This is a genomic window from Thioalkalivibrio sp. ALE10, assembly GCF_000381385.1.
Taxonomy (GTDB): domain Bacteria; phylum Pseudomonadota; class Gammaproteobacteria; order Ectothiorhodospirales; family Ectothiorhodospiraceae; genus Thioalkalivibrio.
The window spans coordinates 72,222-95,551 of the sequence record NZ_KB906453.1; the positions used below are offsets into that span (position 1 = coordinate 72,222).

A 23,330-nucleotide genomic window follows, 5' to 3' on the forward strand; every position below is an offset into this window, starting at 1 on the left:
ACGCGGGCGCCTCAGTCGCGCTCGTAGCTGGTGCGCAGCTGCTGCATGCGCGCCTCGCGGCCGCCCTTGCCCAGATAGGTGGGCGCAATGCTCTCCAGCCGTGTGGGGCAGTGCAGGGTCTGTCCGGCGCATACGCTGTCGATCGACAGCGAGGCGAGGTTGTCGCGCGACAGCGGCTTGCCCGGCACGTACTCCAGGACGTTCGCCTGCAGGCGGCCCGCCCAGTCCGGCAGGCCGAGGACCGGGCGCCGGTGGCCGGAGACCCGGCCGACGTAGCGCACCAGTTCGCCCAGGCCGTATTCCCGCGGGCCGCACAGTTCGAACCCCTGACCGAAAGTCCCCGGATCGTTCAGGGCCGCGGCGAAGTGGTCGGCCACGTCGCCCACGAACACCGGGGCGAAGCGTGCTTCGGCGCGGGCCAGCGGCATCATCGGGGAGAAGCGCAGCAGGGTGGCGAAGCGGTTGAGGAAGCTGTCCTCCGGGCCGAAGATTACCGACGGGCGGAACACCGTGACCGGGAAGGCCGTGGCCGCGAACACGGCCTGTTCGGCCTCGCTCTTGGTCCGCAGGTAGTGGCTGGGCGGGTCCGGCATGTCGGCCTTCAGCGCGCTCATCTGCAGAAAGCGGCGCACGCCCTGGCGCTCGGCGGCGGCCAGGGCCTTTTCCGTCAGCTCGGTGTGAGCGCGGCGGAAGCCGGAGCCGTCGTGGCCGCGCTCGTTGAGGATCCCGACCAGGTTGATCACGGCATCCTGGTCGCGCAGGACCCGGTCGAGATCCTCCGGGTCGTGGACGTTGCCGGCGATCAGGTCGACCTCGGGGTTCACCATGAGCTCGCGGTGACGGTGCGGGTGGCGCGTCACCACGCGTACATTCAGTCCACGGTCGATCAGCCGCGCCACGATGTGGTGCCCGACGAAGCCCGTTCCGCCCAGCAGGCAGACGTTGCGAATCGAGAGAGTCGACATGATTGCGAAGGCCCTTACCGAATACGGATGTGTGCGTCTTATACTCGGCTGTGGGCGCGTGATCAATCCACCCGGGCGGGCGCTGGCCCGGCGAGTCCCGAGAGAGAGGCCCGAAGATGACTGAACTGACTGCCGTCAATCCGGCCACCGGCAAGGTGCTGGCGAGTTACCCGCGGTTGGATGCCGCCGGCGTGGAGGCCGCGCTGCAGGGCGCGGTGGACGCCCGCGCGGCCTGGGCCCTGCAGCCGGTGCACGAACGGGCCGCCCTGCTGCGCGAGCTGGCCGCGGTCCTGCGCGGGCGCCGGGAGGAGCTGGCGGTGACCGCGACCCGCGAGATGGGCAAGCGGCGGGTCGAGGCGCTGGCCGAGGTGGAGAAATGCGCGGTGGCCTGCGAATACTACGCCGAGCACGGGCCGGGCTTCCTGCTGGACGTCCCGGTGGCCACCGAGGCGGCCCGCTCGTACGTGGCCTGGCAGCCGCTCGGCACCGTGCTGCTGGTCATGCCGTGGAATTTTCCCTACTGGCAGGCCTTCCGCCAGGCCATTCCGGCGACCCTGGCCGGCAACACCGTGCTGCTCAAGCATGCCTCCAATGTGCCCGGCTGCGCGCAGGCGCTGGAGGAGGTGTTCCGCGCGGCCGGGTTCCCCGACGGGGTCTTCCGCAACCTGGCGGTGGGCTCCGATGCGGTCGAGGATCTGATCGCCGATCCGCGGGTGCAGGGCGTGAGCCTGACGGGTTCGGAGCGCGCCGGGCGTGCAGTGGGTGCGGCCGCGGGCAAGGCCCTGAAGACCTCGGTGCTGGAGCTGGGCGGTTCGGACGCCTTCATCGTCCTGCATGATGCGGACCTGGACACCGTGGTGCGCGAGGCCCTGCGCGGGCGGTTCCAGAACAACGGCGAGACCTGCATCGCGGCCAAGCGGTTCATCGTCGAGGAATCGATCGCCGAGGCCTTTGCGGAGCGTCTGAGCCGGGCGGTGGCGGACCTGCGCACGGGTGATCCGATGGAAGACGGGACGGATCTGGGCCCGCTGGCGCGCGGCGATCTGCGCGACGAACTGCACGACCAGGTGCAGCGCAGTGTCGCGGCCGGCGCGGTGTGCCGCACCGGCGGTCAGCCGCTGGAGGGCGAAGGCTTCTACTATGCGCCGACCGTGCTGGACCACGTCGAGCCGGGGATGGCGGCGTTCGACGAGGAGACCTTCGGGCCGGTCGCCGCGATCACGCGGGCCGCGGATGCCGCGGCGGCGGTGGAGCTGGCCAACCGCTCGCGCTTTGGTCTTGGCGGGTCGGTGTGGACCGCCGACGGCGCTCGCGGCGAGGCGCTGGCGCGGCAGCTGGAATGCGGCTGTGCGTTCGTGAACGCGGTGGTGAAAAGCGACCCGCGTCTGCCTTTCGGCGGGGTAAAGGATTCCGGCTACGGGCGCGAACTCGCGGATCTGGGGATCCGCGAGTTCGTGAATGCGAAGACGGTCTGGGTGGCCTGAGTCAGCCGCCGGTCATGGACATGAAGCGCATGACCTTCTCCGGGCGCTCGTTGAATTCGTGGCGCTCGGGTTTTAGCGCAATCGCCTCGAGGATCGCCTCTTCCAGCTCGGCATCGCTGCAGCCGTCGCGCAGCCGCGGACGCAGCGCCAGGCTGTGCTCGTTGCCCAGGCAGGTGTGGATGGTGCCGTCCACCGACAGCCGCACGCGGTTGCAGGTGTCGCAGAAATGCTGGGAGATCGGGGTGATGAAGCCGATCCGGATGTCCGTGCCCGCCACCTGTACATAGCGCGCCGGGCCGCCGCCGGGCATCACCCCGGGGATCAGCTCGAAACGCTGCTCCAGGTCGCGGCGCACGTCCTGCAGGTTCACGTAGTGGCCTTCGTTCGCCGCGCGCCCGGTGTCGCCCACCGGCATGGTCTCGATGAAGCGCAGGGTGAAGCCGTGCTCGATGCAGAAGTCGACCATGTCGCCGACCTCCGTATCGTTGATGCCGCCCATCACCACCATGTTGATCTTGATCGGATCGAGCCCGGCGCGCTTCGCCGCCATCAGCCCGTCCAGCACCTTCTCCAGCTTGCCGCCGGTCACGTCCTTGAAGACCTCCGGGCGCAGGGTATCCAGGCTGACGTTGATGCGCCCGACCCCGCCCGCGGCCAGCGCGTCGGCGTGCTTCGCCAGGCGCACCGCATTGGTCGACAGCGAGATGTCGTCGATCCCCGGCAGGGCGTTCAGGCGTGCGGCCAGGTCCGGGAGTTCGTGACGCACCAGCGGCTCGCCGCCGGTCAGGCGCACCCGCCGGGTGCCGAGGCGCCCGAAGGCCGCCATCACCCGCTCGATCTCGTCGAAGGTCAGCCAGTGCTCGGGCACTTCGAAATCGCGAAAGCCCTCCGGCATGCAGTAAAAGCAGCGCAGGTCGCAGCGGTCGGTGACCGATACGCGCACGTATTCGATCTTCCGGCCAAAGGGATCCACCAGTCCGCGGTCGTTCATCCAGGCCCCCGGCCTCGGGCGAGGCGTTATGTTTGCGAGGGAACATCGTAGCCCATGCGGCGGGTCGCGCGGAAAATGCCCAGTTCCGGCGCGAGAATAAATAAATTCTTTCTGGGATTAATATGGGTTATCCGAGCATAAGTACTTCTCGTTGGCCAAGCCTTCCGGCGGGGTCCACAATACGCCGTGGACAACTGAACCGACAGTCAACGAGGTCGCGCCCATGAGTGCCCTGCCCGAATTCGAAGATCACGGCAAGCAGGAGATCAAGTACACCACCTGTTACATGTGTGCCTGTCGCTGTGGCATCAAGGTCACCGTGGAGGACAACAAGGTCCGCTACATCCAGGGGAACCGGCATCATCCGATCAACAAGGGCGTGCTCTGTGCCAAGGGCAACGCCGGGATCATGAAGCAGCAGTCCCCGGCCCGCCTGCATCAGCCGATGCGCCGCAAGCCGGGCACCGAGCGCGGCGCCGGCGAGTTCGAGCCGATCTCCTGGGACGAGGCCATCGACACCCTGTCCGAGCGCCTGAAGAAGATCCGCGAGACCGATCCGCGCAAGCTGGCGTTCTTTACCGGCCGTGACCAGATGCAGGCCCTGACCGGCCTGTGGGCGACCCAGTTCGGCACCTACAACTGGGCGGCCCACGGCGGCTTCTGTTCGGTGAACATGGCCGCCGGCGGCCTGTACACCACGGGCTTTGCCTTCTGGGAATTCGGCGACCCCGACTGGGACCGCACCAAGTACCACATGCTGTGGGGCGTGGCCGAGGACCATGCCTCCAACCCGATCAAGATCGGGCTGGAGAAGCTCAAGCGCAACGGCGGCAAGTTCGTGGCCATCAACCCGGTGCGCACCGGCTATCAGGCGATCGCCGACGAATGGGTGGGCATCAAGCCCGGCACCGACGGCCTGTTCGCGCTGTCGATGCTGCACGTGCTGCTGAAGAACAGCCAGTTCGACTGGGACTTCCTGGTGCGCTACACCAATGCCACCCAGCTGGTGGTGCATACCCCGGGGCAGCAGGGCGACGGCCTGATCCTGCGCGACGACAACGACAACCCGCTGGTCTGGGAGCTGGAGAAGGAAGACTTCGTCGACGGCAGCCAGGTGGACATCAAGCCGGCGCTGTTCGGCGAGTACACCGCCCCGGACGGCCGCCCGGTCAAGACCGTGATGACCCTGCTGGCCGAGCGCTACCTGAGCGACGAGTACTCCCCGGAGAACACCGCCGAGATCACCGGCGTGCCGGCCGAGCAGACCGAGCGTCTGGCGCTGGAAATGGCCCACGTCGCGTTCAAGGAGACCATCGAGCTGGACGTCGAGTGGACCGACTCCTGGGGCCGCAAGCACGACAAGGTGTTCGGGCGTCCGGTGTCCATGCACGCGATGCGCGGCATCTCGGCGCACTCCAACGGCTTCCAGACCTGCCGCGCGATCCACTTCCTGCAGATCATGCTGGGTTCGGTGGACTGCCCCGGCGGTCACCTGGCCAAGCCGCCGTATCCCAAGCACGTCCCGCCGGGCATCAAGCCGGCGAAGGAATGCGCGCCGAACACCCCGCTGAAGAGCCCGCCGCTGGGGTTCCCGACCGCGCCGGAAGACCTGGTGATCGATGACGACGGCAACCCGCTGCGCATCGACAAGGCCTTCTCCTGGGATGCGCCGATCTCCAACCACGGCATGATGCACATGGTCGTGACCAACGCGGTCAAGGGCGACCCGTACCCGATCGACACGCTCATCTTCTTCATGGCGAACATGTCGTGGAACTCCACGATGAACACCGATGAAGTGATGGACATGCTGCGGGCCAAGGACGAGAACGGCGAGTACAAGATCCCGTATCTCGTGGTCTCGGACGCGTTCAACTCCGAGATGGTCAGCTTTGCCGACCTGGTGCTGCCGGATACCACCTATCTGGAGCGCTACGACACCATCTCCATGCTCGACCGCCCGATCTCCGAGCCGGCCGCGGCGGCGGACTCCATCCGCCACCCGATCCTGGAGCCGGATCGCGACGTGCGTCCGTGGCAGGAGGTGATGGTCGAGCTGGCCAGCCGCCTGAAGTTCCCGGCATTCACGAAGGACGACGGCAGCCGCAAGTTCGAGGACTACAAGGACTTCATCGTCAACTTCGAGAAGGAGCCGGGCATCGGCTTCCTGTCGGGCTATCGTGGCAAGGACGGCCAGAGCCATCTGCGCGGCGAGCCGAACCCGAAGCAGTGGGAGGCGTACATCGAGAACCAGGGGTTCTTCATGTATCACCTGCCGGAGAGCCAGCAGTTCTACCGCTACGCCAACCAGGAGTACCTGGAGTTGGCGAAGCACGCCGGCTGGGTGGGCAAGACCGACCCGATCACCATCGAGCTCTACTCCGAGACCCAGCAGCGCTTCAAGCTGGCCGGCCAGGGCCTGTATGACGGCCCGCAGCCGACCAAGCAGGAGCACAAGGATCGTCTGGCCGAGTTCTTCGATCCGCTGCCGATCTGGCACAAGCCGCTGGAGCAGACCCGGATCGACGAGGACGAGTACCCGTTCTACGCGGTCAACCAGCGCCCGATGTTCATGTACCACTCCTGGGATTCGCAGAACGCCTGGCTGCGTCAGATCTGCGCCCAGAACTACCTGTACATGAACCGCCAGAAGGCCGAGTCCATGGGCATCGCCGACATGTCCTGGGTGTGGCTGGAGTCGCACAACGGCAAGATCCGCGTGCAGGTGAAGCTGATCGAGGGTTGCGAACCCAACACTGTCTGGACCTGGAACGCGATCGGCAAGCAGAAGGGCGCCTGGGGTCTGAAGGACGACGCCAACGAGTCGCAGAAGGGCTTCCTGATGAATCACCTCATCAGCGAGCTGCTGCCGGAGAAGGGCGACCCGGTGGACGACATCACCAACTCCGACCCTGTCACAGGCCAGGCCGCGTGGTACGACCTGAAGGTCAGGATCACGCCGGCCGAGCCGGAGGAGCAGGGCTCCTGGCCGCAGTTCGACAAGGTCAAGGCCACGCCGGGCATGTCCGAATCGCCGGACCAGCTGCGCTACCACGCGCACAAGCCCGTGCACCTGAACCGCGACATCCGCGACGTGCTGACCCGCGGTTCGCTGGACGACGACAAGAACTGAGCCGGCCCGCCCCGTGACGGCCCGGCGCCGTCACGGGGTTCGCCCGCACGAACGATTTGAGGGAGTACCAACCATGCGTCTTGGACTCGTGATCGACATGGATACCTGCGTGGGCTGCCATGCCTGCGCGGTAGCCTGCAAGCAGTGGAATACCAGCGGCACCACCGGGCCGCTGACCGACTATCAGCCCTACGGCGAAGACCCCAGCGGCGTGTGGTTCAACCGCATCCGCCACTACGAGGTCGGGGACTACCCCAACAACAAGACCGTCAACATCCCCATGTCCTGCATGCACTGCGAGCATGCCGACTGCGTGAACGTCTGTCCGACCGGCGCCTCCTACAAGCGCCCGGAAGACGGCATCGTGCTGGTCGACCAGGACAAGTGCATGGGCTGCAACTACTGCGCCTGGGCCTGCCCCTACGGTGCCCGCGAGCTGGACCGCGAAGACGGCGTGATGAAGAAGTGCACCCTGTGCGTGGACCGCATCTACGACGAGGCCCTGCCGCCGGAAGAGCGCCAGCCGGCCTGCGTGATCACCTGCCCTGCGCATGCGCGCTTCTTCGGTGACTTCGACGACGAAGAATCCGAGGTGAGCCGTCTGGTGCGCGAACGCGGCGGGGTGAAGCAGATGCCCGAGCTGGGCTACAAGCCGGTCAATACGTATCTGCCGCCGCGAGTCACCCGCCCCATCCCCACCGACGACGTGCGTGCCAATACGCTGATCAGCTCGGTGAAGGACTGGGTCAACAAGATGGTGGCGCGCTAAGGCGCCGCATCCGGGGAGAAAACACCATGCATCCTGCACTTTCCGTCATCCTGTTCACGGTCACTTCGGGCGCCGGCTATGGTCTGTTCGTCCTGCTGGTAATCTTTCATCTGGCCGGCATCGGTCCGGCGATGAGCCACGGTGAACTGATCGCCCACGGCGTTGCCGCGCTGGGCCTGATTACCTTCGGCCTGCTCCTTTCCACCGGCCACCTGGCGAACAAGAAGAACGCCTGGCGTTCGTTCATGCGCTTCAGGACCTCCTGGCTCTCGCGCGAGGCGGTGTTTGCCGTGCTGTTCTATCCGTTTGCGCTGGTCTATGGCCTCTGCGTGTTGCTGTTCGGTCCGGAGATCGGCCCGCTGGGCATGGTGGCCGGCCTGGTGGCCGCGATCCTCGCCGTGATCACGCTGTTCTCGACCGGCATGATCTACGGCTGCCTGAAGACCATCCGCCAGTGGAACACCGCGCTGACCCCGGCCAACTACATCATGCTGGGCGTGGCCACCGGCGCGGTCGCCTATGCAGCCATTGCCAGCGCCTTTGACAACGCCACCGCGATGCACGCGGGCGTGGCCATCGTGATGCTGCTCATCGCCGCGGTCCTCAAGGGGATCTACTACTTCTGGATCTCGCGCGTGAGCGGCCCGACCATCAATACCGCCACCACCTTTAACCGCGCCACCGTCCGGCTGCTGGATACCGGCCACACCGCTGGCACCTTCCTGACCGACGAGTTCGGCTACGACCCGGGCAAGAACACCACCGACACGCTGAAGATGGCCGTGTTCCTGCTGGGCTTCATCGTGCCGGCCCTGGTGTTCGCCGCGGTCCTGACGGGGGCCCCGGCAGCGACCGCCTGGCTGGCGGTGGTCTCGTCCCTGATCGGCGTCGGAATGGAGCGCTGGCTGTTCTTCGCCGAGGCGAAGCACGTGGTGCGTCTGTACCACGGCGATCAGCACACCTGACCCGTCTGACCCGCCGAGCGGCCGTGGTGCCGCAGCAAAAGGCCCCGCATCCGGGTTCCCGGATGCGGGGCCTTTTCGTTCAGGGGAATCCGACGCCGATGCCCGTCGGGGCGTTCGGGGATGCCGGGTTACTTGTTCTTGCCGGCCTCGCGCACGTTGTGCACGACCACATAGCCCACCCAGCCGAGGAAGACAACGATGCCGAGCAGGGTCGCAATGGTCAGGATGCCGATCGGGGACTGAAACAGGATTTCGGTAATCATGGCGCTCTCCCTGTGGTAAATGCCGCACCTGCTACAAAAATAGACCGGTTCCCCACAGGGCTGCCATGACCTGTCTCAATCTTTCGGAGGCTCTTCCTCTCGGGTGCTGCCGTTCATGACCACGCAGTTGCGTCCCCGGGATTTGGCCGCGTAGAGGGCGTCATCGGCCCGCCGTAGCGCATCGTCGGCGCCCCTGTCGTCCGCGCGAAGGATGGTCACCCCGATGCTGGTCGTCACCCCGGTGGTGTTCGGGCGGTCGGGCTGCGGCTCCATCGCCTCCACCCGCGCCCGTACGCGCTCCGCGGTGTGCTCGGTGTCTTCCGGCGAGGTCCCGTGGAGCAGGATTGCGAATTCCTCGCCGCCCAGGCGTGCGGCGCGGTCGCCGGCCCGCAGCGACGAGGCGATGCAGTCGGCGAATTGGACCAGCACCTGATCTCCGATCTCGTGACCGTAACGGTCGTTGAAACGCTTGAAGTGGTCGATGTCCAGCATCAGCAGGCCGGCGGCATAGCCCGGTTCCCGGCGCATCCGCGCGTATTCGCGCTCCAATTCGTCCATGAACAGCCGACGGTTGGCCAGCCCGGTCAGGGGGTCGGTGCTCGCCAGCGTTTCCAGTCGCTGCTCCATTCGTTTGTGTTCGGTGATGTCCTGGACCACGCCCACAATTCGCCGGGCGCGCTGGTCACGGTCGCGTTCGATCACTTGCCCGGCATCCTGTAGCCAGGCCTCGGAGCCGGACGGGCGACGTACACGGAACTCCGTCGAATAGCGTGGGGTTTCGCCTTTCAGGTGTCGTTGCAGGGCGGTGTCCCGCCGCTCGCGGTCATCCGGATGCACCGCCCCGTCCCACAGCGCTACGGACCCCGTACCTTCCGTCTCCGCCAGACCGGTGAGCTCGCCCCAGCGACGGTCGAAAAACATCAAATCCTCGTCGATCCGCCAGTCCCACAGGCCCAGATGGGCCCCTTCGAGTGCGGCGGCCATGCGCGCCTCGGATTCGCGGACACGTCCCTCCAGACTCGCGCGGCTGCGGGCATAGCGGATCGCGCGCACCAGGGCGGAGGTCTCGATACGACCCTTGACCAAGTAGTCCGCCGCCCCGGCTTCCAGTGTCCTGAGAGCGAAATCCTCGTCGTCGTAACCGGTCAGCACGATGATTGGCGTGTCCCGGAACCACTCGCGTGCGGCGCGCACGGTGTCCACCCCGGTGCTGTCAGGCAGTGACAGGTCGAGCAGAACGATGGCGGGCGAAACCTTGTCCAGGGCCTGCGGCACCGCCGACAACCGGTCGACCCAGGTCACCTCGAAGTGTTCGCGGGCCGAGCCGCGCAGGCCGAAGCGCACCAGATCCGCGTCCCCGGGGTCGTCTTCCACCAGCAGCACTGGCACGCCCTCCCCGCGGGTGTCCGCCGGGGCCGTTGCATGGTCGCCGCCTTTTCGGGGCACTTCCGGCGAGGCGTCGCGATGCCCGGTCGGGGAAGGGGCGGGCGTCGGAGACGGGGCGTGCTCCACCAGCGGCAGGTTCCAGTCCTTCGCCAGGCGCTGAACACGGTCGCAGAACTGTTCCATGTCCAGCGGCTTGACCATGTAGTCGGCCGCCCCGTTTTGCCGGCTCGCGCGGATGTCGCGTTCCAGATCCGAGGTGGACAGGACGACCACCGGGATCGCGTCGGCCTGGTCGGTCTCGCGCAGGCGCTGCAGGAACTCCAGGCCGCCCATGTGCGGCATGTTCAGGTCCAGCAGGATCAGCCCCGGCTGCGGGGCTTCGTCGTACGGTGGCTCGCCGGCCAGGAACCGCAGGGCCTCGCGCCCGTCGTTCACGTGATGCAGGCGCGCGGTGACCCCGGCTTCCTCGAAGGCCATGCGCGTCAGGTGGACGTCCGCCGGTTCGTCTTCCACCAGCAGGACGTCGGTGACCGGTTCGGCGGTCTCGTTCATCGGGTGTTCTCCACGGGCCCCTTCATGCGCCTGCGTTGTCTTCAGTCCGCTCGTCTTCCGGAGTCCGGCGGGGTATCCGGAACCAGAAGGTGCTGCCGTGTCCCGGTCCGTCCGATTCGGCGCCGATGCGGCCGCCGTGATGTTCCACGATTCGGCGGCACAGCGCCAGACCGATGCCGCTGCCTTCATATTCCCCGTGACCGTGCAGCCGCGAGAAGACCCGGAACAGGCGATCCTTCTGGTCCTGCGGGATCCCGACCCCGTTGTCCCGCACGCGGACCTCCCAGTGGTCGTCGTCGATGCGTCCGTCGACGCGGACCTCGGGGCGTGTGTCGCCCGGCACATACTTCAGTGCATTGTCGATCAGGTTCTGCAGCAGGCGTACCAGCTCGTCCTGGCTGGCAACCAGGCGCGGCCAGTCGCCCTCGACGTCGATGCGCGCCGATGTTTCGGACACCGCCGGCTGCAGGAACGCCAGAGCGGTGTCCAGGGCCTCGCGGGTGTCCACTGGCGCCATGGGGTCGGTCTTGCGTCCCACCCGGGAATATTCCAGCAGGCCCACGATCATGCGGTCCATGCGTCGGGCGCCCTCGGTGGCGTAACCGAGGAAACGTTGCTGATCCGCATCCAGCCGTTCGCCCAGGCTGCGCTCCAGCAGCTGCAGGTAGCTGCTGACCATGCGCAGCGGCTGTCGCAGGTCGTGGGACACCCCGTAGGCGAACTGCTCCAGCTCCTCGTTGGAGCGGCGCAGCTCCAGGTTCAGCCCTTCCAGGGCCTGCTGCACCCGGTGACGTTCCAGTACGTTGCCCAGCAGGTCGGCCACGTGCCGCAGGGTCTCGGCGTCCTCCGGCCCCCAGGATGCCGTTCCGTGTACGTCTACCACACCCAGCAGCCCCTGGGGTTCGCCGGCCAACTGCAGCGGAGCGGCCATCATCGCCTGGACGCCCAGAGCCCGCACAAGCTTGTGTTCGGTGGAGGAGCTCTCACCGCCGTGAGTGTCGTCCGGCATTTGTATCAGCTCTCCCTGCTCCATCCGTTGCCGCCACGCCGGCAGTTCGTCCAGGTTCAGCGCCTGCAGTTCATCCTTTTTCCGCGGGATGCCCGGGGCCGCCCATTCGTGGGTGTTGTCCATCAGCGACCCGTCGCGCCGCAGCAGCAGGACCGCGGACCGGCTGGCCCCCAGCAGTTCCCCCAGCACCGCCAGCGATTCCTCGGTCGCCCGGTCCACGTCGCGTCGGGTCACCAGACGAGTGGCGATGTCGGAGGTCGCGCGGTCGGCGGCCTGGCGCCGGGCCAGGGCTTCTTCCGTGGCCTTGCGTTCGGTGATGTCGAACACCGTCCCGAGCATCCACAGAGGCGTGCCCTCGTCGTCGAATTCGACCTCGCCCTGCTGGTAGACCGTGCGGACCTCGCCGTCCGGGCGCAGGATCCGGTGTTCCACTTGATAGGGCACACCCGGGCCGCTCACCGAGGCATCGATGGCCGCGCGAACCGTGTCGCGGTCGTCGGGGTGGACCCGTTCCATGAAGGCCGCCTCGGTTGCGCCCCATTGGTCGTGGTCCAGTCCGAAGATGCGGTAGACCTCCTCCGACCAGCGGATCTCGCCGGAGCGGAAATCGGATATCCAGTTGCCCATGTGCGCGATGCGCTGGGCCTCGGCCAGCTCGTTCTCGCGCTGGCGCAACTCGGCCTCGGTTTCCTTGAGCCGCTGGATGTCGACGTGGATGCCCGTCATCCGCCGCGGTTCGCCTTGCGCACTCCACCCGATGACCTGCCCCCGGCCGAGGGTCCACAGCCAGCCGCCGTCCGCCAGGCGATAGCGGAACTCGATGGAGAACTTCCCGCCCTCGGCCAGCTGGCGCTGTACTTCCGCTTCCGCCTGGACAAGATCCTCCCGGTGGATCCGGTTGCGCCAGTCCTCGTAGGCCAGCAACCGGCCCTCCGCCGGGTCCTCGCCCAGCATCCGCCAGCACTGTGCATCCCAGTGGATCCGGTCTTCCGCCAGATCCCATTCCCAGATACCGAAGCGTGCGGCCTCCTGGGCCAGACGGAAGCGGGCCTCGCTGTCGGCCAGGGCCCGCTCCATCGCCTTGCGTATCGAAATGTCCTGGAACGACACCACCACGCCGCTCAACTCACCGGCGTCGTCCCGCATGGGCGAGGCGTAGACCAGTACCGGGAAGGCTTCGCCGTCCTGACGCCAGAAATGGTCCTCCCAGCCTTCCACCATCTCGCCGCTGACCAGGACTCCGTGGATCGGGCATTCTTCCGCAGGATAATGGGAGCCGTCCGGGTGGCTGTGATGCGCCGTCTGGTGGGAATCCCGTCCCAGGGCCTCGTTCTGATCGGCGAACCCCAGCAGGCGGCATCCGGTGGGGTTGATGAACGTGAAACGGCCCTCCCGGTCGATGCCAAACACGCCTACGCCGAGGCTGGCCAGCAGGTTCTCGCGGAAGCGGCGTTCCTCGCTGCGCGCAGCCTCCATCGCGAAACGCTGGCTGACGTCGCGCACGATCATCAGCACTTCGCGGTCGTTCAGCGGGACCACCCGGGCCTCGAAAGGGCCGGGCATGCCCAGTGCGGTCGTGTCGTATTCGAAGTCGCGGACCTCGCCGCTGTTCAGCGCCTCGCGGATCGCCCGGGTGCCCGGTTCGGCATAGGCGGGCGGGAACAGTTCGTCCAGGCGCCGCCCGAGAAACTCCTCGGGTGGCATCAGCAGCATCTCTTCCGAGACGGCCTCGCATTCGATGAAGGTGCCGTCGCGGTCCATCCGGAACAGGCTGTCCGGCAGGGCCCGCATCAGTGCGCGCGCGTGGGTCTCGCTGCGCTCCAGCGCCGCCGCCTTGTCTTCCAGTTCCCGGCGCACTGTGGTCAGGCGACGGTTCACCAGCACCAGGCCGAGGATCAACACGAGCATCAGACTGGCGACCACCAGTACCAGGGTCACCTGGCGGCCGTAGGTTTCCAGGAATTCCTGCACCGTGAGCTCCGGGGTCGCGTCGTACGGCGGCAGCCGGAGTTCGCGCGCCAGCTCTTCCACCGGCTCGTAGTCCATGGGGACGGTGAAACCGTCGATGCCTGCGGCCTGCGCGGGTCCCGGGTGGCCGTCCAGCTCCAGCAGGGCGATCAGCATGCGGTGGCTGAGATCGCGCGGGACCTGCTCGAGGGCCACGAACGGCCACTCCGGATAGACGCGCGTGGACAGGACCAGCGGGAAATCCACCATGTCCTGCCGTCCGATGACACGGAGTTCTTCAGGCTCGATCTGGCCGGTCTCCAGCAGGTGTTCCAGGATCCCGATCCGCACGAATCCAACGTCCGCCTCGCCGTCCAGGACCCGCTCCACCACCCGGTCATGCGGCATGCCGGTGAACTCGATGTCCTCATCACGCGGTGTCGCGCCGAGTTCGCGCAGTTCCCGGGCCTGGGCCTGGTAGCCGCCCAGCGAGTCCTGGAGGACGGCTGCGATCCGCTGCCCGGGGACGTCGTCCCAGTCGCGGATATGATCGTTCTCGGCACGGGTGAAGGCGACCCCGCCAAAGCCGCGTACCGGTGTCCCTTCGTGCAGCGGGACCAGGGTCGCCAGAGCACCCGAAAGATGGCTGTCGCTGCGGATGCGAATGTAGTGGCTGGGGTTGGTCAGCAGGAAATCCAGCCGGTTGTTGCGCAGATTCTCCTCCAGGGCCGAGTAATCGGCGATCACCGCGTCCACGGTCACGTCTTTCAGTTGCGCGTCCAGGTGTTCGATCAGTGGCTCCCAGCGCTCGCGGGCCATATCCTCCGGTTCGAAGGCCAGGATCCCCACGGTCACGCTGCGTTCGGCCACCGCCGGCGTCGCTGCAAGCATCAGCAGGGCGACCAGCAGGGGGGCTGCGATCCCGATCGCGTATCTCATCGGGGCTCCTCGCGCGGCAGCAGATCGGGGCGTACCAGTTCATCCCCGAAGTCGCGGTCCAGCGGCGCGTCCGCATCTCCCATCAGGCCGGCGATCTCCCGTGCCGCCTGCAGGACCCGGGAATCGGCACCGGCCAGCAGACGGCGATTGCTGGCCGGATCCGGCAGCACCAGTCCGCGGAAGGTTTCCATGGCGCGGTGGCCGGGGACCCCCAGGCGTTCCGCCATGCGGTAGCCCGCGTCCACCGGGTTGGCGCGCAGGTGATGCAGGGCACGGAAATGCGCCGCGATCAGGTGGCGGGTCGAGCGTTCGAGCCGTTCCAGGTGGCCGGCCTCGATCGCGAGGACATCGAAGATCGTGTCCGGCATCGCCCGGCTGTCGAACAGGACGTGCGCGCCGTCGTCCAGCAGGCGCTCGGCGACGGGCTGATAGGTCACCACGGCATCCACCTCATCCTGCTCCCAGGCGGCCTCCTGCGCGTCGATGGTCAGCGACACCGTTTCCACATCGTCGCGGGCGAGGCCTGCCGCGTCCAGGGTGTGGTGGAGCATCAGGGCCCCCGGGGCCGAGTCTTCCACGCCGACCCGGCGCCCGGCCAGATCTTCCAGGCTTTCGATCGCGGGGCGCGCCAGCACCATGTCGGCACCCGCGGAGATGTTGAAGACCAGCACGATGCGAAGATCCGTACCCCCGGCGCGCACCCGCAGCACCTCGTCCAGGGTCAGCGCCGCACCATGGACCTCTCCGGTGGCCAGCCGGCGCATGGATTCGCTGGCGGAAGCGGTCTCGCGCAGCCGGACCCGCTCGGGGTCCAGCCAGCCCATGGCCCGGGCCAGGAACATCGGCTCGTAGCCGGGCCATACGTGGCCGGCAATCTCCAGTGGCGGCTCCGGCCGGCCACAGGCCCCCAGCAGGGCGGGGAGGGTGGCGCCAGCGGCGACCAGAAAGCTGCGTCGATCCATGTGCATGTCCGCTTCATTCTTCCGGCCGGGGCGCATGCGCGCCGATCAGGCCACGGATCGCGCCGGTCATCTGGTGGCTCAGCGCCTCCATCTCGCCAAACCGGGCGAGGGCCCGTGCGGCGTGGCTCTCGTGTTTGAGCCGGACCAGTTCATCGCCCAGCTGATGGACCTGATCGTGCAGGGCGTGGATCGACGGCATTCGGTCGCCGTCGGGGTCATGGGCATGCAGCCAGCGACCGAACGGACACCGTCGCGGATCCGGCTCGGGCGGCCATTCCGTCCGGTCCTGCAGCAACTCCTGCAGCGAGTTGACCCAGGCGCGGTGGGCGACGATGCCGAACAGCATCGGGCGCAGCTCGTTCGCGACCGGCGTGGCCTGCGTCCAGCTGGCGTGCGGCTGCCACTGCGCCTGCCACGACAGCAGCTGGTCGGCGGGCATGGGGCGGGCGATGGCATAGCCCTGGGCCATCTCGCAGCCCAGCTGCAGCAGCATCTCGCCGTGCAGTTCGGTCTCCACTCCCTCGGCGAGCACCTCGCGCTGGAAGCTCCCGGCCAGGCCGATGATCCCGTGCAGGATGGACAGATCGTCCGGGTCGTACAGCATGTCGCGCACGAAGGACTGGTCGATCTTGAGGGTCTCGACCGGCAGGCGCTTGAGATAGGACAGCGAGGAATAGCCGGTACCGAAATCGTCCAGCGAGAAACGTACGCCCAGCTCCCGGCACTCCTCGATCAGGGACGACACGTGGGTGATGTCGTGCAGGGCGCTGGTCTCGACCACTTCCAGTTCCAGGTCCCCGGGCAGTACCCCGGGATGGCGGGCGAGGGCGGCGCGCAGCCCGGCAATGAAACCGGGGTCGCTCAGCTGCAGCGCATCCACGTTGACGCTGACCGTCAGCGGGCGGCCCTGTTCGCGCCACTGTTCGATCTGCGCGAGCCCCATCTCGATCACCCGGTTGCCCAGCTCCACCATCAGCGGATGGCCTTCCAGCTGCGGCAGGAATGCGCCCGGGGGCCGCAGGCCGTGCTGCGGATGCTGCCACCGGATCAGGGCTTCGGCCCCCACCAGTTCGCCGCTGCGCATCGACACCTTGGGCTGGTAGAAGAGCACGAACTCGTCGTTCGCCAGGCCCTGACGGATGGCCTCCAGGGCCTCGTGCTGATCGCGCAGGTTGCGGTCGGATGCCACATCGAACAGGTGGTAGCGGTCCCCGCCGGCCAGCTTGGCCTGGTACATCGCCTGGTCCGCCTGGCGCAGCAGCTGGTCGGCGTCCACGGGTTCGGCCTGGGGATACAGGCTGACCCCGAGGCTGCCGGTGACCTGCAGGTGGTGCCTGCCGTCGTGCACCGGGCGGGATGCGGTCTCGCGCAGGCGCTGCAGCAGCGGCTGGGCGGATTCAATGTCCGGCAGGTCCAGCAGCACCGCGACGAACTCGTCGCCGCCCAGCCGCGCCAGCGTATCGCCTTCGCGCAGGCATCCCTTCAGACGCTCCGCCAGTGCCACCAGCATGTGATCGCCCACCTCGTGGCCGTGACCGTCGTTGATCTCCTTGAAGCGGTCCAGGTCGAGGTAGACCAGCGCCAGTTGTTGTCCACGCCGCGCCTCCTCGGCCATGGCCTGATGCAGACGATCCGCCAGCAGCACCCGGTTGGGCAGCTCGGTGAGCGCGTCGAAATGGGCCATGTATTCAAGCTGTCGCTGCTGCTCCTTCAGCGGGGTGATGTCCGAGAACAGCCCCACATAGCGCTGCACCGCACCCTCGCCATCGCGGACCGCGCTGATGGTCAGCATCTCGGCGTACAGTTCGCCGTCCTTGCGGCGGTTCCATACCTCGCCCGACCAGCTTCCCTCGGCCTCGAGGGTCTGCCACAGGTCCGCGTAGAAGGCCTCGTCGTGCTTGCCGGACTGCAGCATGCTCGGATTACGGCCCAGCACCTCCTCGCGCCGGTAGCCGGTGATGCGCGAGAAGGCGGCATTCACGTCGAGGATGCGGCCCTGCGGATCCGTGATCAGGATCCCCTCGTTGGCATGATGGAAGACGCTGGCGGCCTGCATCAGCCGGTCTTCGGCCTCGCTGCGCTGCATCTCGGAGGCGACGCGGTCGACGAACAGCCCGAGCATCGCGGGGGCCAGTTCGTGCAGGCGCTCTTTCAGCGGGTGGCGACTCAGGGTCACCAGGATCCCCAGCGCCCGGCCCTGCCGATCCATCAGGTTGTGGCCGACATAGGCCTCGATGTCCATCTCCTCGAGCAGGTGGTCCTGCGGGAACAGGCTCCGGATGTTCTCCGGGTAACAGGCGGTACCGTCTTTCGTCACGTTGGCACAGGGGGGGCCCGCCAGATCGTAGCGGAAGGGTGTCAGAGGCTGACCGTCGGCCCAGCCGGCAAACGCCTCAACCCGATGCTGCCCCTCCTCCAGGCGGCCAACGAAGGCAATCTCGGTCCCCAACGATTCGCACAGCAGGCGGCAGGCACGCTGGAAGAACTCCTCGCCGCCCAGCCGGGCCAGTTCACCGTTGAGCGTGGAGAGGATCTGTTCGATGAGCTTGTGTTCGGTGATGTCGCGGCTGATGCCGAACACGCCGCGCACTCGCCCCTGGGGGTCGAACAGCGGCCAATTGTGGGTCTGCACGTAACCCGGGCGGCCATCGGCATCGTAGAACGGGTCGACCCGATTGAGTATCGGCCGGCCCTCGGCAAAGATGGCTTTCTCTTCCTCCTCGTAGATCCGCGCGGTATCCGCGGGGAAGATCTCGCGATCATGCTTGCCCACCATCTCGCGCCAGTCATCGTGCTCGGTAATGCGTGCCAGAGGCTGGCTGCAGAAGCGGATGCGGCTTTGCGCGTCCTTGAAATAGATGAAATCGGTGGTCTGGTCGAGGAAGGTGTGAAAGTCCTCGCTGAAGGTCCGCAGGCGCTCTTCGATACGGCGGCGCCGGCGGATGTTCAGCGCCAGGGCGACGACCAGCACGGACAGTACCACCAGGCCGCCGATCAGCCAGTACCGCAGCTGGCGCTCCCGGGCGACGATCTCGGTGGACTGCAGCTCGACCATTTCCTCCAGGCGTTCCTGATAATGCCAGAGGCCCTGCTGGAGGTTGCGGCCGGGGGTGATGTCCTGAATCACCGACAGCAGCAGGGTACGGTCGCCGAAGGGGAACGGGTGAGAATGCACTTCAACGGTGCGGATCTCGCCATCGGCCAGGCGGTGGCGGAAGATGAAATAGTTGCGCCCCTCGAGTGCAGCCAGCTCGCGTTCCTCGGCGACCTGCTCCGGGGTGAAGGTGTTGATCTGCTGGATCGGCATGCCACGCAGTTCTTCCCGCGAGTAGCCGTAGAAGGACGCCGCGGCGGGGTTGGCATCGACGATCTCGCCGGACTCCGGCTCGATCCACAGCATCACCACCCCGTGCTGATCGAAGACCTCCTCGAACTCGGGCGCCCCGGCGAGCGCCGGGCTCCCGGGGGCCGCCAGGCTCAGCAGCACCAGCAGCCAGGCGGCCCGCAGCCACCGGATCGCGCCCGAACGCCTCATGCGCCCCCGAACGCGGTACACCCGTGTGCGCCCGGGCAGCGGGTCGCGGGACTGCATCGCGGGTGGTGCCGGTTGCCGGACATCATGCGCTACCGACCGTGGCGGAAAGGGTGGCCAATGTACTGCACGACCGGCCTTATTTTCAAGGCCTCGTGCGCCGAGACCGCAACGGGAAGACCCGTTGAGAAACCGGGGGACGGCAGCGCCATGGGAGCCTGCCACGATTCCGCGTGCATGAGCCAGTGGAGTCGTTCCGTCAATGCCTGCCCGTTTCGGAACGTCCCCGCAGCGCATGCACAGGAACGTCCGCTGCCAGTGCTCGAATGCGGGGCGCCAGTTTGGCGCGGGGGGTGCGCGGGCCCCGGGCGCCGCCGGTGATCTCGGCGGCGATTCTGGTTCGGTGTCGCGAGCGGGGATAGAGTTGTGAGCCACGCACAATCAGGGAGGACCCAGGGATGGGGCAGGACAAGGACGCTGCGGGCCGGGCCCGTGGGCACGATTACGGGTACAAGCTGCTGTTCAGTCACCCGGAGATGGTGGCGGATCTCATTCGCGGGTATGTCCGCGAGCCATGGGTGGAGCGGCTGGATTTTTCCACGCTGAGCCGGGTGAGTGACGGCTACGTCAGCGAGGACCTGCGCGAGCGCGAGGACGACATGGTCTGGCGCGTGCGTTGGGCGGGGGACGGGCAGTGGCTGTATGTGTATCTGCTGCTGGAGTTCCAGTCCTCGCCGGAGCGGTTCATGGCGCTGCGGCTGATGACCTATCTGGGGCTGCTGTACGAGGATCTGCGCAAGGGCGCTCAATTGACGACTTCCGGTCGATTGCCGCCGGTGTTGCCGGTGGTGCTCTACAGCGGTTCGCGCCGCTGGCAGGCGCCGGAGGAGGTTGCAGAGCTGATCGAGACGGTTCCGGGCGGTCTGGAACGCTATCGCCCGCAGTTGCGTTATCTGCTGCTGGACGAAAGCCGTTTTCGGGACGACGGGCTGCCGGAGGTGCGCAATCTTGCGGCGGCGCTGTTTGCGCTGGAGAACAGCCGTCGTCCGGAGGACATGGAACGGGTCCTGGAGAGGCTGGTGGCGTGGTTGCGCCGTCCGGAACAGACGGGACTGCGGCGGAGTTTTACGGTGTGGATCAAGCGCGTGTTGCTGCCGGCGCGCGTGCCGGGTGTAGACTTGGAACAGGTAGCGGACTTGCAGGAGGTACGCAGCATGCTTGCGGAACGTGTGGAGGAATGGACTCGGGACTGGAAGCAGCAGGGGATCGAGGAGGGGCGAAGGGAAGGACGCGAACTGGGCCGTGAAGAGGGTCGTGAAGAGGGCCGCAAGGAAGGCGGGGAAGCCGTGCTGCTGCGCCTGGTGGAGATGCGTTTCGGCGCCGAGGCGGCCGAAACGCATCGTGCCCGAATCGAACAGGCGGATTCGGAGACGTTGCTGCGCTGGTCCGAGCGGATTCTGACGGCAAAACGTCCGGAAGATCTCTTCGCCTGACGGCCGGCCGTCAGGCCAGCCGGATGGCCTTCCGTCTGCGTGCTCCGTACGCTCGCCGAGCACCGGTTCCGGCACAAAAGCTCGGAGCCGTGCATCCTGCCTGCCCCGTCTTCAATGTCGTCATCGGCCGTCGTGGGAGGTTCACCAATGCCCCCACCCGAATCGGATGGCAGGGCCTGGGTCTTGCGGGAAATGGCGCGCCCGAGAGGATTCGAACCTCTGACTTCCACCTCCGGAGGGTGGCGCTCTATCCAGCTGAGCTACGGGCGCTACGAAGCGAAATGGTACGCGGCGCGGCTTTTTTCGTCCAGTGATTTTTGAGTGCTGTACTTGGTTTGTGGTCTGGTTGCGCCGGATGCCCTATACTCTCGCCCCTCGTGCGCGCCCGTGCGCCGCAGCTTTCAGGGCCGCGCCCGGATTCCAGGGGAAACCAAAATCAAGGCCGCATTCGGCCGGATCTCGGAGGGAGAGAAGTGGCGAATCAACCGATCAAGATGGATGCCGGGAACAAGGTGCTGCTGTTCGTCTCGGCAATCGCGCTGGCGGGCGCGGTCATTTTCCTGGTGGCCCAGCTGGTGAACTGGCTCGGCCAGATGGGCACGGCGGAACGCACCACCATTACCGAGGAACAGCTGACGGAACGCCTGACTCCGGCGGGACGGGTCGAGGCCGGTCCGGTGGACGTGGCGGACGAGGAAGCGGCCGATCTGAGTCCGGGGGATATTTACCAGAATGTCTGCGCGGCGTGTCACGACACGGGGGCTTCGGGTGCGCCCATCGTGGACGACACCGACGAATGGTCCTCGCGCTTCAGTGACAAGGGCATGGATACCCTCTTTGATCACTCCATCAACGGCTTCAATGCGATGCCGGCGAAGGGCGGGGACCCGAGCCTGAGCGACGACGAGGTTCGCCAGGCGGTCGCCTACATGCTGGATCAGGCGGACGTGGATCACGGCTGGTCGCCGGACAACGGTGCCGCGGAGAACGGCAACGGTGAGGAAGCCGCGAGCGAGGAAGAAGAGGCCGCCGCCGAGGAGGAGGCCGCTGCGGAGGAAGCCGCCACGAATGGCAATGGTGAAACCGTCAACGGCATCGATCTGGCTGCGGGTGACGCCACGCGCGCGGAAAACCAGCTGTACGGCACGTGCGTCGCCTGCCACGGCGCCCGGGGCCAGGGCGTGGGCATCTTCCCGGCCATCGCCGGGAATACGGCGGAGTTCATTGCCGGTCGTCTGGTGGCGTACCGCGCCGGCGAGACCGTGGGGGATGACACCCACCTGATGGCGCCGAACGCGCGCAATCTGTCGGATCAGGATATCGCCGATCTGTCTGCCTATATCGCTACGTTCGACGAGTCCTGAGGCCGGGCTGCGAAAAGCCCCGCCACGAACGCGTCGTGGCGGGGCTTTTTCGTGTCTACTCCACGCGCCAGTGGTCCAGGGCGCGGAAGCTGAGGGCCTCGGTCAGCTGGGCGCGGCCGATCGTCGGTGCCCCGGCCAGGTCGGCGAGGCTGCGGGCCACGCGCAGGATCCGGTGGTAGGCCCGGGCCGACAGGCGAAAACGTTCCGCGGCGGCATCCAGCAGCGCCCGTTCTTCCTCGGGCAGGCGGGCGTGCTGCTGCAGGGCGCGGCCTTCCAGCATCCGGTTCAGACAGCCCTGGCGTTCCAGCTGGAGCCGGCGCGCCGCGGCCACGCGGCGGGCGACCGTGGTGCTGTCCTCGGCGTCCGGATCGGGGGTGTCGCGGCCGAGTTCCGCCGGCGGGATGCGCGGTACGTCGATTGCGAGGTCGATCCGGTCCAGCAGGGGCGCCGACAGCCGCTTGCGATGGCGCCCGCGCTGCTCCGGGGTGCACTGGCACGCGTTCCCCAGGTCACAGTCGAAGCCCTGCGGGCAGGGATTCATGGCGCCGACCAGCTGGAAATGCGCCGGGAATTCGGCCTGGTGGGCGGCGCGGGAGATGTGGATGACGCCGGTCTCCAGGGGCTCGCGCAGCACGTCCAGCACCCGCCGGTCGAACTCGGTCAGCTCGTCCAGGAACAGCACTCCATTGTGGGCCAGCGAGATCTCTCCCGGGCGGGGTGTCCCGCCGCCCCCCACCAGGGCCACGCCCGAGGCCGTGTGGTGCGGCTGGCGGAACGGGCGGCTGCGCCAGTCCTCGTGCAGGTGCCGGGTACCGCGCAGGCTGTGGATCGCGGCGGTTTCCAGGGCTTCGGCGTCATCCATGGGCGGCAGGAGCCCGGGCATGCGGGCGGCCAGCATGGACTTGCCGCTGCCCGGCGGTCCGACCATCAGCAGGTGATGCCCGCCGGCGGCGGCGATCTCCAGCGCGCGGCGTGCGCGATGCTGGCCGCGTACGTCGGCCAGATCGGGGTAGGCCGGCGGACACGCTGCCGGAGGTTCGGCGGCGGGCAGGGCGGGGCCACCGTTGAGGGCCGTGCAGACCTCGCCCAGGTGGCGCGCGGTTACGATGTCGGCACGTCCGGTCAGGGCGGCCTCGCGACCGTCATCGGGGCTCAGGACCAGTTGGTGCCGTGCCTCGCCGGCGGCCAGTCCGGCCGGCAGGGCGCCGCCCACCGGACGGATGTGCCCGTCGAGGCTCAGTTCGCCGAGGAATTCGCGGGTATCCAGGGCGCTCTGCGGGACCTGTTCACTGGCCGCCAGGATCCCCAGTGCAATCCCCAGATCGAAGCGCCCGCCCTCCTTGGGCAGGTCGGCGGGCGCCAGGTTGACGGTGATGCGCCGACGCGGAAATTCGAAGCCTGCGGTCTGAATGGCCGCGCGCACGCGGTCGCGGCTTTCGCGCACCGCGGCCTCGGGCAGGCCGACGATCTGGAACGCCGGCAGGCCGTTGGCCAGGTGGGTCTCGATGGTGACGGCCGGTGCGCGGATCCCGTCGGTCGCGCGCGCGGTGACAATGGCGATGGGCATCCCTGCCTC

Annotated in this window: 14 protein-coding genes and 1 tRNA gene; 6 read left to right on the forward strand and 9 right to left on the reverse strand. The window is 67.4% G+C overall.

Annotation, left to right across the window (positions count from 1 at the left end):
- Positions 1-11: 11 nt before the first annotated feature.
- Positions 12-965, reverse strand: a complete 954-nt coding sequence (locus F788_RS0108495) for a complex I NDUFA9 subunit family protein (protein ID WP_019021574.1) — start codon at positions 963-965, stop codon at positions 12-14.
- Between the two features lie 116 nt (positions 966-1,081).
- Between F788_RS0108495 and F788_RS0108500 the strand changes: the two genes are divergently transcribed.
- Positions 1,082-2,449: an NAD-dependent succinate-semialdehyde dehydrogenase gene (locus F788_RS0108500; protein WP_019589885.1), complete on the forward strand. Its 1,368-nt coding sequence runs from the start codon at positions 1,082-1,084 to the stop codon at positions 2,447-2,449.
- Between the two features lies 1 nt (position 2,450).
- On the opposite strand, the gene moaA is transcribed toward F788_RS0108500, so the two are convergent.
- The gene (gene moaA / locus F788_RS0108505) at positions 2,451-3,440 is read right to left on the reverse strand and encodes a GTP 3',8-cyclase MoaA (RefSeq protein WP_019021576.1); all 990 of its coding nucleotides are present in this window, start codon (positions 3,438-3,440) and stop codon (positions 2,451-2,453) included.
- Between the two features lie 223 nt (positions 3,441-3,663).
- Here moaA and F788_RS0108510 point away from each other — a divergent pair, with 223 nt between their 5' ends.
- The 3 genes from F788_RS0108510 to F788_RS0108520 all read left to right on the forward strand — a co-directional run bounded on the left by F788_RS0108510 (position 3,664) and on the right by F788_RS0108520 (position 8,307).
- Positions 3,664-6,573 carry a molybdopterin oxidoreductase family protein gene (locus F788_RS0108510; RefSeq protein ID WP_019589886.1) on the forward strand — a complete coding sequence of 970 codons (2,910 nt, stop codon included), beginning with the start codon at positions 3,664-3,666 and terminating at the stop codon, positions 6,571-6,573.
- A gap of 73 nt (positions 6,574-6,646) precedes the next feature.
- Positions 6,647-7,342 (forward strand): 4Fe-4S dicluster domain-containing protein, encoded by a 696-nt coding sequence (locus F788_RS0108515; protein WP_018869064.1) that lies wholly within the window; start codon positions 6,647-6,649, stop codon positions 7,340-7,342.
- A gap of 26 nt (positions 7,343-7,368) precedes the next feature.
- Positions 7,369-8,307, forward strand: coding sequence for a DmsC/YnfH family molybdoenzyme membrane anchor subunit (locus F788_RS0108520; RefSeq protein WP_019021578.1), 939 nt, complete (start codon positions 7,369-7,371; stop codon positions 8,305-8,307).
- Positions 8,308-8,435: 128 nt separating this feature from the next.
- Here the strand turns inward: F788_RS0108520 and F788_RS14250 are convergent, their stop codons facing one another.
- The 5 genes from F788_RS14250 to F788_RS0108545 form a co-directional block, all read right to left on the reverse strand.
- Positions 8,436-8,570, reverse strand: coding sequence for a hypothetical protein (locus F788_RS14250; protein WP_018869066.1), 135 nt, complete (start codon positions 8,568-8,570; stop codon positions 8,436-8,438).
- Between the two features lie 75 nt (positions 8,571-8,645).
- The gene (locus F788_RS0108530) at positions 8,646-10,508 is read right to left on the reverse strand and encodes a diguanylate cyclase domain-containing protein (RefSeq protein WP_019589887.1); all 1,863 of its coding nucleotides are present in this window, start codon (positions 10,506-10,508) and stop codon (positions 8,646-8,648) included.
- A 22-nt stretch (positions 10,509-10,530) separates the two neighbouring features.
- Positions 10,531-14,403, reverse strand: coding sequence for a PAS domain-containing protein (locus tag F788_RS0108535; RefSeq protein WP_019589888.1), 3,873 nt, complete (start codon positions 14,401-14,403; stop codon positions 10,531-10,533).
- Positions 14,400-15,371: an ABC transporter substrate-binding protein gene (locus F788_RS0108540; protein ID WP_026332749.1), complete on the reverse strand. Its 972-nt coding sequence runs from the start codon at positions 15,369-15,371 to the stop codon at positions 14,400-14,402. Before F788_RS0108540 ends, F788_RS0108535 begins: the two co-directional genes overlap by 4 nt.
- A gap of 7 nt (positions 15,372-15,378) precedes the next feature.
- Positions 15,379-18,957, reverse strand: coding sequence for an EAL domain-containing protein (locus F788_RS0108545; protein WP_019589890.1), 3,579 nt, complete (start codon positions 18,955-18,957; stop codon positions 15,379-15,381).
- Between the two features lie 398 nt (positions 18,958-19,355).
- Between F788_RS0108545 and F788_RS0108550 the strand changes: the two genes are divergently transcribed.
- Positions 19,356-20,390 carry an Rpn family recombination-promoting nuclease/putative transposase gene (locus F788_RS0108550; protein ID WP_019589891.1) on the forward strand — a complete coding sequence of 345 codons (1,035 nt, stop codon included), beginning with the start codon at positions 19,356-19,358 and terminating at the stop codon, positions 20,388-20,390.
- A gap of 193 nt (positions 20,391-20,583) precedes the next feature.
- On the opposite strand, the gene F788_RS0108555 is transcribed toward F788_RS0108550, so the two are convergent.
- Positions 20,584-20,660: transfer RNA gene (locus tag F788_RS0108555), tRNA-Arg, on the reverse strand.
- 203 nt (positions 20,661-20,863) lie between these two features.
- Here F788_RS0108555 and F788_RS0108560 point away from each other — a divergent pair.
- Positions 20,864-21,754, forward strand: a complete 891-nt coding sequence (locus F788_RS0108560; RefSeq protein ID WP_018947093.1) for a c-type cytochrome — start codon at positions 20,864-20,866, stop codon at positions 21,752-21,754.
- A 55-nt stretch (positions 21,755-21,809) separates the two neighbouring features.
- On the opposite strand, the gene F788_RS0108565 is transcribed toward F788_RS0108560, so the two are convergent.
- Entirely contained in the window at positions 21,810-23,321 is a 1,512-nt protein-coding gene (locus F788_RS0108565) for a YifB family Mg chelatase-like AAA ATPase (RefSeq protein WP_019589892.1), read from the reverse strand.
- Between the last annotated feature and the right edge of the window lie 9 nt (positions 23,322-23,330).

Excerpts from the sequence above, each read along its gene's own strand:
- F788_RS0108545 (WP_019589890.1), bottom strand. The coding sequence starts at position 18,957 with ATGCAGTCCCGCGACCCGCTGCCCGGGCGCACACGGGTGTACCGCGTT.
- F788_RS0108550 (WP_019589891.1), top strand. The coding sequence starts at position 19,356 with ATGGGGCAGGACAAGGACGCTGCGGGCCGGGCCCGTGGGCACGATTAC.
- moaA (WP_019021576.1), bottom strand. The coding sequence starts at position 3,440 with ATGAACGACCGCGGACTGGTGGATCCCTTTGGCCGGAAGATCGAATAC.
- F788_RS0108500 (WP_019589885.1), top strand. The coding sequence starts at position 1,082 with ATGACTGAACTGACTGCCGTCAATCCGGCCACCGGCAAGGTGCTGGCG.
- F788_RS14250 (WP_018869066.1), bottom strand. The coding sequence starts at position 8,570 with ATGATTACCGAAATCCTGTTTCAGTCCCCGATCGGCATCCTGACCATT.
- F788_RS0108510 (WP_019589886.1), top strand. The coding sequence starts at position 3,664 with ATGAGTGCCCTGCCCGAATTCGAAGATCACGGCAAGCAGGAGATCAAG.
- F788_RS0108530 (WP_019589887.1), bottom strand. The coding sequence starts at position 10,508 with ATGAACGAGACCGCCGAACCGGTCACCGACGTCCTGCTGGTGGAAGAC.
- F788_RS0108535 (WP_019589888.1), bottom strand. The coding sequence starts at position 14,403 with ATGAGATACGCGATCGGGATCGCAGCCCCCCTGCTGGTCGCCCTGCTG.
- F788_RS0108515 (WP_018869064.1), top strand. The coding sequence starts at position 6,647 with ATGCGTCTTGGACTCGTGATCGACATGGATACCTGCGTGGGCTGCCAT.
- F788_RS0108540 (WP_026332749.1), bottom strand. The coding sequence starts at position 15,371 with ATGCACATGGATCGACGCAGCTTTCTGGTCGCCGCTGGCGCCACCCTC.
- F788_RS0108495 (WP_019021574.1), bottom strand. The coding sequence starts at position 965 with ATGTCGACTCTCTCGATTCGCAACGTCTGCCTGCTGGGCGGAACGGGC.
- F788_RS0108565 (WP_019589892.1), bottom strand. The coding sequence starts at position 23,321 with ATGCCCATCGCCATTGTCACCGCGCGCGCGACCGACGGGATCCGCGCA.
- F788_RS0108520 (WP_019021578.1), top strand. The coding sequence starts at position 7,369 with ATGCATCCTGCACTTTCCGTCATCCTGTTCACGGTCACTTCGGGCGCC.